The following is a 7,227-nucleotide window of genomic DNA, read 5'->3' on the forward strand; positions in this document are numbered from 1 at the left end:
GCCTGGGGGAGGGGCCTCACGCCGGAGCGGGGTCCGGCGCGCGAGGGCGGCTCGCGGCCGGGGCCCGGGCTGCGCGCCATCGGCTTCGACGCCACCCGCCCGGGCTTCGACCTCGCCTGGGGCGCCGTCGTGGCCGCCGGCATCGGCGGTACCGGGCTGATGCTCTATCTCGGCGCGCACGCGGCCGGCGCCAACCTCACGGTCGTCCCGGAGTCGCTGCCGGACGTCTGGTGGAAGATGCCGGTGCTGATCCTCGCCGCGATCCAGAACGCGGTCGTCGAGGAGGTGATCGTGCTGGGCTTCCTGGTGCTGCGGCTCGGGCAGCTCGGCTGGTCGCCGGCGGCCGTGCTGGTCGGCAGCTCGGTGCTGCGCGGCACCTACCACCTCTACCAGGGCATCGGCGGCTTCTTCGGCAACGTCGCCATGGGCGTGATCTTCGTCTGGCTGTACCGGCGGTGGGGTCGGGTGATGCCGCTGGTGGTGGCCCACGCGCTGATCGACATCGTGGCCTTCGTCGGCTACGCGCTGCTCGCCGGCCGGGTCGGCTGGCTGCCCACCGCGTAGGGCGTGGCCGGGCCCACCGGGCCCGGCCACGCCGCGGGCTACTCCGCCGGGCCGTCGCCCTCGGCCAGCGGCAGCGCCTCGATCCGGCCGGCGCCGCAGACCTGGCCGAACGCCCAGTCGGCCGGCGTCGCCGCCTCCTGGTCGGGCGGGATCACCTCCAGCCTGGCCGGGTCGGGGCCGCAGGTGCCGTCGCCGGCGTCCTCGTCGCTCGCCACCACCGTCCAGTGCAGCTGGGCCCAGGCGCTGGCGCCCGGCGTGAGGGTGAGCTGGGTCGGCGCCCGCGAGTCGTCCCTGACCGTGGTGGTGGGCAGCGCCGCGCCGTCACCCGACTCCAGCGTGAGGCCGGGCCAGCCCTGGGTGCGGCAGGCGGTCTCCGAGGTGTTGGTGAGCACCAGCGCCGCGTAGCGCTGGCCGGCCGCCGCGTTCAGCGGGCTCAACGAGGCGGACAGCGCGTCGGTCGAGCACCAGGCCGGGTCGGCCCGCGTCGAGCCCTGGTCGTCGGTGGTGTCGGCCTCGGAACCGGCCCCGGGGTCGGTGTCCCGCTGGTCGGCCCCGGCGCCGGGGTCCTCGCCGGGTTCCGGATCGGCTCCCGGGTCGGTGTCGGGAAGGGTGCTGGCCTCCCCGCCGTCGGGCGCTCGCTCGCCCGCCTGGGAGTCCTCGGCGGCGGAACCGCCGTCCTGTGCTGTGCCGTTGGACTCGCCGCAGGCGGCGAGTGCGAGAACGCTGAGGGTGAGTACCGCTGCCGAGCGGAGCGGACGAATGGCCACGATCGCCTCCGAATGTGGGGAGTTCGGCCGGATGTGGGGGGTTCTGCTGGTAAACAGACACCGCGCGGGCTTGGACGCCCGGGCAACGAGCCAGGTTCCCGCCGATCGACACCGCCACACCACCCGTCCGGGTGGTCAGGACCCCACGAGGCGCGCGAGATAGTCGGGCGTCGGCTCGCCGCCGGCCGGCTCGGGCGGCCCGTAACCGGGGCGCACCGGGACCACGCCGCTCCAGTGCGGCAGCGCCACGTCCTCCGGCTCGTCCGTCGGGCCACCGGTGCGGACCTTGGCCGACACCTCGGACAGGTCGAGCGCCAGCAGGGCCGTGGCGGCCAACTCCCGGGCGCTGGCCGGCCGGCAGTCCGCCGCCCGGCCCGGCAGCACCTGGTCCACGACCACGTCGAGCGCCCGGCGCTTCTCCGCCGGGTCGGTGACCGGCCTGGCGACGCCGTGGACCACCACCGAGCGGTAGTTGACGGAGTGGTGGAAGGCCGACCTGGCCAGCACCAGGCCGTCCACGTGGGTCACGGTCACGCAGACCGCCAGACCGACCGGCTCCTCGGCCGCGGTGCGCGCCGCGCGGGACCCGGTGGAGCCGTGCAGGTAGAGCCGCTCGCCGAGCCGCGCGTAGAGGGTGGGCAGCACCACGGGGGCGCCGTCCCTCACGTAGCCCAGATGGCAGAGGTAGCCGTCGTCCAGGATGCCGTGCGCCAGCTCCCGGGCGTAGCCGGCCCGCTCCCGGGCGCGCGTCGGTGTGGTCCGCTCCGTCCGCGGATAGCTCCGCGGGGAGTCTGGGGAACTGTCGATGGCCGCCACGGGACCTCCCGGCTCGTCGGCGCCTTGCGAAGCCGAATGTATTAGTGCAAAATTGGTTCTGTGCTAGGAGAGTATCGGATCGAGGGGCGGCGTGCCGCCGAGATTTTCGCCAGCGTCGAGCGCGGGGTCAGCGACGGCGCGTTGCTTCCCGGCCAACTGCTGCCTTCGCTGCGCGAGTTGGCCGACCAGCTCGGGGTCAACCCCAACACCGTGGCCGCCGCCTACCGCTCCCTGCGCGACCGCGGGGTGGTGGAGACCGCCGGCCGCCGTGGCACCCGGGTGCGGGCCCGCCCGGCCAGCAGCCCGCGCGACGCGGCCGCCGTCGAGGTGCCGCCCGGCGTCCGCGACCTCTCCCAGGGCAACCCCGACCCGGCCCTGCTGCCGCCGCTCGGCCCGGCCCTCGCCGCCGCCGCGGAGCGCGCCGGTCGCTCGCCGATGCTCTACGGCGGCCCGCCGATGGCGGCCGAGCTGGCCCGCGCCGCCCGCGCCTCCTTCGACGCGGACGGCGTCCCCGCCGGCCCCCTCGTCGTCACCTCCGGCGCCCTGGACACGATCGAGCGGGTGCTCCAGGCCTGGCTGCGCCCGGGGGACGCGGTGGCCGTCGAGGACCCGGGCTGGGGCAGCCTGCTCGACCTCGTGGCGCCGCTCGGCCTGCGCCCCCTCCCGGTCTCGGTGGACGACGAGGGGCCGCGGCCCGGCTCGGTCCGCCGCGCGCTGCGCAGCGGCGCCCGGGCGCTGATCGTCACCTCGCGCGCCCAGAACCCGACGGGTGCCGCCGTCTCGGCGGCGCGCGCCGCCGAGCTGCGGGCCGAGCTGGCCGAGCATCCCGACGTGCTGCTCATCGAGGACGACCACGGGCACGGCATCGTCGGCCTGCCCTACCACCCGTTGGTGGGCGGCGGCACGCGCTGGGCCGTGATCCGCTCCAGCGCCAAGGCGCTCGGCCCCGACCTGCGGGTCGCCGTCTGCACCGGCGACCCGGTCACCGTCGACCGGGTGCAGGGCCGGCTGCGGCTCGGGCCGGGCTGGGTCAGCCACCTGCTGCAGGACGCGGTGGCCGAGCTCTGGAGGGCCAGGGCCGCCGCCGACATCGCCCGCGGCTACGACGAGCGCCGCGCCGCGCTGCTGCGGGCCCTCGCCGCCCACGGCGTCGCCGCCCACGGCCGCAGCGGGCTCAACGTCTGGGTGCCGGTGCCCGACGAGACGGCGGCCATCACCCGCCTGCTGCGCGCCGGTTGGGCCGCGGCGCCCGGCGCCCGGTTCCGGATCGCGGCCCCGCCCGGAATGCGGCTCACGGTCTCCCCGCTGGCCGCGGCGGACGTCGAACCGCTGGCCGCCGCCGTCGCCGCGGCCGTCCGCCCCCCGGCCGTCCGGCGCTACGACTGACGGCCGACAGCCCGCGGCCATGCTCCGCGAAGCCTGCGCGATCCGGCATCTGCCCCCCAGGGAGGGGGGCGCTGCCCGGCAGCGTCGGTCTCCGCGGCGGCGGACCGCTGACCTGGAGGAACAACGTTTCAGGAGCTCTCCGAGGCACACGCGTCCACGCGGCCGGCACTTCCCGGCCGCGGAAGTCGAGCACGGGGTCGCCCCCGAACCGTCCTGTCGGCTCGGCTCGGCTCGGCTCGGCTCTTCTCGGCTCGGCTCGGCGAAGAGCGAGATCACGCATGACGCGCTGTCCGGCCCACCACTCCCGACCTGCCAGGGGATGATGTCCGCGTCGAGCAGGACACCCTGACAGCCCGTCGGGGTCGGGGCGGGGTGTGGTTGCACATGCCGTAGCGGCATGTGGTGTCGTCGAGGGCACCACAGCACGAAAGGCCCCGCCCGCGATGTACCCCTCCGCCACGCCTCCCCGCGAGGTCAAGATCGGCGATGCCGCCGCCTTCGCCGGAACCACCCCGCGCGCCGTTCGTCACTACCACCAGATCGGTCTGCTGCCGGAGCCCGAGCGAGGCGGGGACGGACGCCGCCGCTACGGCTACGACGACATGATCCGCCTGCTGTGGATCCGCAGGATGTCCGAGGCCGGCATCGGCCTGGACGACATGCGGGCCGCCTTCGACGAAGCCCGGGACGTCGAGGACGTCCTGGGCCGGCTGGAGGAGACCCTGGCCGCCCAGGAGGCCGACATCAAACGTCAGCGCGCGGCAGTCCAGCGCCTGCGGGTCGTGGGCAGCCCACTGGGCTTGCTCTCCCCGTTGGTCACGGACCGGCTCAGCCACCTGCCCTCCGGCGCACTGCGCCCCTCCGACCTGGACGCCCTGCTGGTCACGGAACGGATCTTCGGGCCGCTGGGAGCCGCAGTCCAGGCCAGCGTGTTCATCACCCTGGCGACCCATCCCGGCCTACGGGCCGAGGCGGACCGCCTCGACGCGGCCGACGCCGCCCTCGATGACACCGTCGACCCCCACGACCCGCGGGTCGAGGAACTCGCCGCGCGGCACTGCGCCCACCACAGGGCCCTGCTCCAGGCCATCGAAGCGGCCGGACTCGACGTGGCCGAGGAGAAGCTCTTCGAGATCCACGACGCCGAGGAGAGCGGTGAGGAGGACTCCCGGATGAGTGCCTTCGAAGCGGTGACCAAGATGCCCTACGGCTTCTCCGCGGCCCGGACGCGGTGCATGGAACTCACGGCACGGCTCCTCGCCGAGGACCTCTCCGCAGGCAGTTGATCGCTGGTGTGGCCGTGCGTGAGGATCCCGGATCGGCCACCGGCACGAAGCCGGATGGCCGGGCGCCGGTCGGTCGGTCGGTCGCCGCCAAGCCGTCCGTACCCCTCGGCGGGCCCGGTCTCACCCGTCAGTCGACTCCTCTGAGATAGACGCGGCTGTCCTGGTCGTCGAGGGGGTGCACCGCGATCTCCAGATAGTCGAGTTGGTCCTCGCACGGCGCGCACACCTGGCCTTCGCGCACGTCGCCCAGGGTCTCGGGCTCCGGCACGTCGAGGTGCGCGAAGGGCGCCATGGGCGTGAGGGACTGGACGAGCGGCTCACGCCGTTGGTGGAGTTCGAACTCCGGGGCCAGCGCCGGGAGGAAGGTGGTCAACTCGGCGGTGGGGAGGGTGAACACCAGCAGCAGAACGTCGTCCTGGAAGCCGTCCTGGTGCGCCGCGCGTCGGTCGGTCGCCGACGGGGGGATCGGCACCCCGAGGCGTTCGCCGACGCCCGCCGGCGTGGCGTCCGTGCGCCAGGCGGGCACGCCGCGGCTGGTCGGGTCCGCCGGGCCGGTGGAACAGCCGGCCAGCGCGGCGACCGCGAGGACCATCCCGCCGATGGTCGCCGAGCCGACCGGCGCGCGTCGGGCGCTCATGCTGCTCCTCGGGTGTCGAGACGTCGAAAAAGACATTGTCGCCGAGCCGGATGCGGTCGGAGCCGGGATGTCCCGTGCCGGAGTCGCGAGTACGTCGACCAACTCGACGGCATGGCGTTCCTGGTGCCCTCGGTTGGTTGTCCGTGGGAGCTGTTCCAGCCGGTCGGTGTCGTAGGACTCGGCGGATGACGCCGTGGCCTTCTCCTGGTGGGGGTAGGCGCCGGTGACGACGGCGAGCTTTCCCGACAGGTCGGGGATGGCGATGCCGATGTTACGAGGCCGGCAGGGAGAGGCGATGGCGCGCACGGCGATCGCCCGGCCGCCGGGCGCTCGATCTCCGCCACCGCGCGCAGACGCGGTGGGGCACCTGGTGTCTCAGGCGCCGTGGGTCCCGGGCGTGCCGTATCGGGCGAGCATGGTCAGCACCGCTTGGTCGACCGCGTTGGTGACGGCGGAGTCGTCGGGCTCCCAGCGCGCGAGCAACATCCGCGGCCAGAACACGAAGTTGGAGATCATCCCGAGAAACTGGGTCGCCGCCGTCTCCGCATCGTCGAGCCGGGCCGTACCAGCGGCGTTCTCCGCTGCCAGGTAGCGGCGGACCGATTCGAAGTAGGGCATCTTGCCGAGCCTGAACTGGGTCTCGCCGATCTCCGGGAAGCGCGGTACCTCGGCGATGACGATGCGGAAGAGGGCGGCCATGCCGGGCTGGGCGAGAAGCGCCACGTATCGGCGTCCGATGGTCTCGAGCCCTGCGCGGAGATTCCCCGGCTCGGGGAGGGGCGCCTCCTCGTCGTCGACCTTCCAGTACTCGGTGACGATCGCCTCGAACAGGGCCGCCTTGGTGGTGAACTGCTTGAACAGGGTCGCCCTCGACACTCCGGCCGCCTCGGCGATGCGGGCCAGCGAGGTGCCGTCGTAGCCGGAGTCGAGGAACAGCCTCGTCGCTGCCTCGACGATGGACGTCCGCTTCTGCGCTGCCACGCGCCGGTGGTACTCCGAGGGCTGTGCCGTCATGCCCTCCAGTATGCCCCTCACTGCGAGGTGAGTCACTTGACTCACCTCCACTCCCGCTCCTACCTTGAGAGAGGAGGTGAGCCACTCGGCTCACCACTAAGGTATGTGTGGAAGGAAGCATCATGGGACGCTTTGAGGGCCAGACGGTCATCGTCTCGGGTGGCAGCGGGGGCATGGGCAGCAGCCATGTGCAGGGCTACCACGCCGAGGGGGCGAACGTCGTCATCGCGGGCCGCGATGACGACGCCGGCCGCGATCTCGCCGCTCAGCTCGGTCATCGGGCGCTGCCCGTCCACCTGGATGTCGCCAGCGAGGACGACTGGGCGGCGGTGGTGCGAGAAGTCGAATCCCACTTCGGGCCGATCACCATCCTGGTGAACAACGCCGGCGTCCAGAACCCGGCGGCCCCCATCGAGCACACCGAACTCCGCACCTGGGAGCACACCTTCAGCGTCAACGTCACCGGCCAGTTCCTCGGCATCAGGGCCGTGGCTCCGTCGATGCGCGGGGGCGGTGGCGGAACCATCGTCAACATCGCCTCGACCATGGCCCACGTCGGCACGGCCTTCTACGCCCCCTACACCGCCAGCAAGTGGGCCGTGCGCGGGCTGACCAGGACGGCCGCGCTGGAGCTGGGACGGGACAACATCCGGGTCAACTCCCTCCACCCCGGCGTCGTCTCCACACCGCTGATCAACGAACCCGCCGTCGCGGGCCAGCCACCCATCGCCGACTTCTACTCGCCCGCCCCCTTCGC

8 protein-coding genes are annotated in these 7,227 nt (G+C 73.6%); 4 read left to right on the forward strand and 4 right to left on the reverse strand.

What is annotated here, in order from left to right; translation table 11 throughout:
* On the forward strand, positions 1–564 hold a 564-nt coding region (locus E1283_RS28260), incomplete at its 5' end, for a CPBP family intramembrane glutamic endopeptidase (RefSeq protein WP_132821001.1).
* A 38-nt stretch (positions 565–602) separates the two neighbouring features.
* Here the strand turns inward: E1283_RS28260 and E1283_RS28265 are convergent.
* Complete coding sequence (locus tag E1283_RS28265) at positions 603–1,331, reverse strand: DUF4232 domain-containing protein (protein ID WP_165956279.1); 729 nt, start codon at positions 1,329–1,331, stop codon at positions 603–605.
* Between the two features lie 135 nt (positions 1,332–1,466).
* Positions 1,467–2,147: a pyridoxamine 5'-phosphate oxidase family protein gene (locus E1283_RS28270; RefSeq protein ID WP_425086247.1), complete on the reverse strand. Its 681-nt coding sequence runs from the start codon at positions 2,145–2,147 to the stop codon at positions 1,467–1,469.
* A gap of 60 nt (positions 2,148–2,207) precedes the next feature.
* Between E1283_RS28270 and E1283_RS28275 the strand changes: the two genes are divergently transcribed.
* Positions 2,208–3,533, forward strand: coding sequence for an aminotransferase class I/II-fold pyridoxal phosphate-dependent enzyme (locus E1283_RS28275; protein WP_132821003.1), 1,326 nt, complete (start codon positions 2,208–2,210; stop codon positions 3,531–3,533).
* A 443-nt stretch (positions 3,534–3,976) separates the two neighbouring features.
* A complete protein-coding gene (locus tag E1283_RS28280) occupies positions 3,977–4,819 on the forward strand; it encodes a MerR family transcriptional regulator (RefSeq protein WP_132821004.1) in 843 nt (280 codons plus the stop codon).
* Positions 4,820–4,946: 127 nt separating this feature from the next.
* Here E1283_RS28280 and E1283_RS28285 read toward each other — a convergent pair whose 3' ends face one another.
* Both E1283_RS28285 and E1283_RS28290 read right to left on the reverse strand, forming a co-directional pair.
* The gene (locus E1283_RS28285) at positions 4,947–5,456 is read right to left on the reverse strand and encodes a hypothetical protein (protein WP_132821005.1); all 510 of its coding nucleotides are present in this window, start codon (positions 5,454–5,456) and stop codon (positions 4,947–4,949) included.
* Positions 5,457–5,831: 375 nt separating this feature from the next.
* Positions 5,832–6,470, reverse strand: a complete 639-nt coding sequence (locus tag E1283_RS28290) for a TetR/AcrR family transcriptional regulator (protein ID WP_132821006.1) — start codon at positions 6,468–6,470, stop codon at positions 5,832–5,834.
* A 122-nt stretch (positions 6,471–6,592) separates the two neighbouring features.
* Between E1283_RS28290 and E1283_RS28295 the strand changes: the two genes are divergently transcribed.
* Positions 6,593–7,227, forward strand: a 635-nt coding sequence (locus E1283_RS28295) for an SDR family NAD(P)-dependent oxidoreductase (protein ID WP_132821007.1), incomplete at its 3' end; no start/stop codon positions are given.

This window comes from Streptomyces hainanensis (assembly GCF_004348415.1).
In the GTDB taxonomy this organism is placed as follows: domain Bacteria; phylum Actinomycetota; class Actinomycetes; order Streptomycetales; family Streptomycetaceae; genus Streptomyces; species Streptomyces hainanensis.

What these genes read in the sequence shown, in the direction of transcription:
- E1283_RS28285 (WP_132821005.1), bottom strand. Translation starts at nt 5,456, where the DNA reads ATGAGCGCCCGACGCGCGCCGGTCGGCTCGGCGACCATCGGCGGGATG.
- E1283_RS28280 (WP_132821004.1), top strand. Translation starts at nt 3,977, where the DNA reads ATGTACCCCTCCGCCACGCCTCCCCGCGAGGTCAAGATCGGCGATGCC.
- E1283_RS28290 (WP_132821006.1), bottom strand. Translation starts at nt 6,470, where the DNA reads ATGACGGCACAGCCCTCGGAGTACCACCGGCGCGTGGCAGCGCAGAAG.